The sequence below is a fragment of the Caballeronia choica genome (assembly GCF_001544535.1).
GTDB classification, from domain to species: domain Bacteria; phylum Pseudomonadota; class Gammaproteobacteria; order Burkholderiales; family Burkholderiaceae; genus Caballeronia; species Caballeronia choica.
Window position 1 is genome coordinate 1 of the sequence record NZ_FCON02000474.1, and the last position, 1,259, is coordinate 1,259.

Genomic DNA, 1,259 nt, shown 5'->3' on the forward strand with positions numbered 1-1,259 from the left:
AACCATCGCAATCGACAGTACGCCGGGCAGGGGCTTTCGGATATTGATCAAGTTGCCGGTCGAGACAATCATCACGGGGAGCGCCGGGTAGCAAAGACGATCCGACAGTGCAGCTTTCGTCGGCGCATACATCGGACGATAGGCCTACCTCAGCAAGTCGCCCAGTGTGATATTGATCGGCGCTCCCGTACTACCTACTTCGCCATATTTGCGCGCAGCCGCTTGAAGAAAATGTTCGGGGTCCGCCGTGAACAGGTTCCTGATGGCAGGAGTTCCGATACGCTTGACGCGCAGCATCTCCTCGAATACTCGGGCATTCACGCGAAAGGCTTGCCGTGCACCGTCAATCTCGGCAATGAACTCGACATGATCCGTTTCAAAGTGGGGGGTTGTCCCAGCGGCGAACTCGGCAATCATCGGTCTCTCCGTAGCGTCTCGTGATCGGTACGGCACCCGGCCCGGAAGATTCCGGGCGCCAGTGGCAGTGCGCCAACCGCTCTCGGTCTTGCAGCCGGTCGGCCGCACAATTCCGGGGTCAAACGCCCGGCATGATCGGGTAGGGAATCGTGTGGTCCTCGACGCCTTTCACGCCCGGAATACCCTCCGCGGCCACGCACATCGCATTCAACGTGTCGGTCGACCATACCGTTCCCCATAAGTGAACAATACCGTCGCGCACGACGATATTGCGGCCCGGGAACGCCCAGTTGCGGCCCGTGAGTTCCGCCATGAGCATCGCCCGGATGTCGCGATCGCTAGGTGATTCTTCTTGCGCGGGGTCTTGCGCGCCCGCGGCGAGCGCCTGCACGAGATTCGCGCGGCTGACGATCCCGACGAGCCGCCCGTCCCGCAACACGGGCACGCGCTTGATGTGATGACTTTCAAGAATGCTCGCAATCTCATGGAGCGGCGTCACGTCGGCCACGCAGACAACTTGGCGGGTCATGACATCTGCGACGCCCTGTCCATGAGACTTGACGTAGTCGCCCGCTTCGCGGTCCGAGCCGAGCAGGTCCAGCCACCACGAGCGATGCGACTTGTCAGTTTCGATCTCGGCACGGTGCAGCAGGTCACCCTCGCTCACCATGCCGACAAGATCGCCGTCCCCGTCGAGCACGGGCATGGCACTGATCCGATGCTGAACCAGCAGTTTCGCTGCATCGCGCACGGTCGTTTCAGGCCTGACTGATATGACAGACGAGGTCATGACATCGAAAGCTTGCATCATCTTCTCCGCATCCAGGATGTTGTTGCCGACC

General features: G+C 60.8%; 2 protein-coding genes. Both read right to left on the bottom strand.

The features are described 5' to 3' along the window. Positions 1-144: 144 nt before the first annotated feature. Positions 145-417 (bottom strand): hypothetical protein, encoded by a 273-nt coding sequence (locus AWB68_RS45095; RefSeq protein WP_087650471.1) that lies wholly within the window; start codon positions 415-417, stop codon positions 145-147. Between the two features lie 118 nt (positions 418-535). Then, a complete protein-coding gene (locus tag AWB68_RS45100) occupies positions 536-1,225 on the bottom strand; it encodes a CBS domain-containing protein (RefSeq protein WP_087650472.1) in 690 nt (229 codons plus the stop codon). Positions 1,226-1,259: the final 34 nt, after the last annotated feature.

Excerpts from the sequence above, each read along its gene's own strand:
- AWB68_RS45095 (WP_087650471.1), bottom strand. The coding sequence starts at position 417 with ATGATTGCCGAGTTCGCCGCTGGGACAACCCCCCACTTTGAAACGGAT.
- AWB68_RS45100 (WP_087650472.1), bottom strand. The coding sequence starts at position 1,225 with ATGCAAGCTTTCGATGTCATGACCTCGTCTGTCATATCAGTCAGGCCT.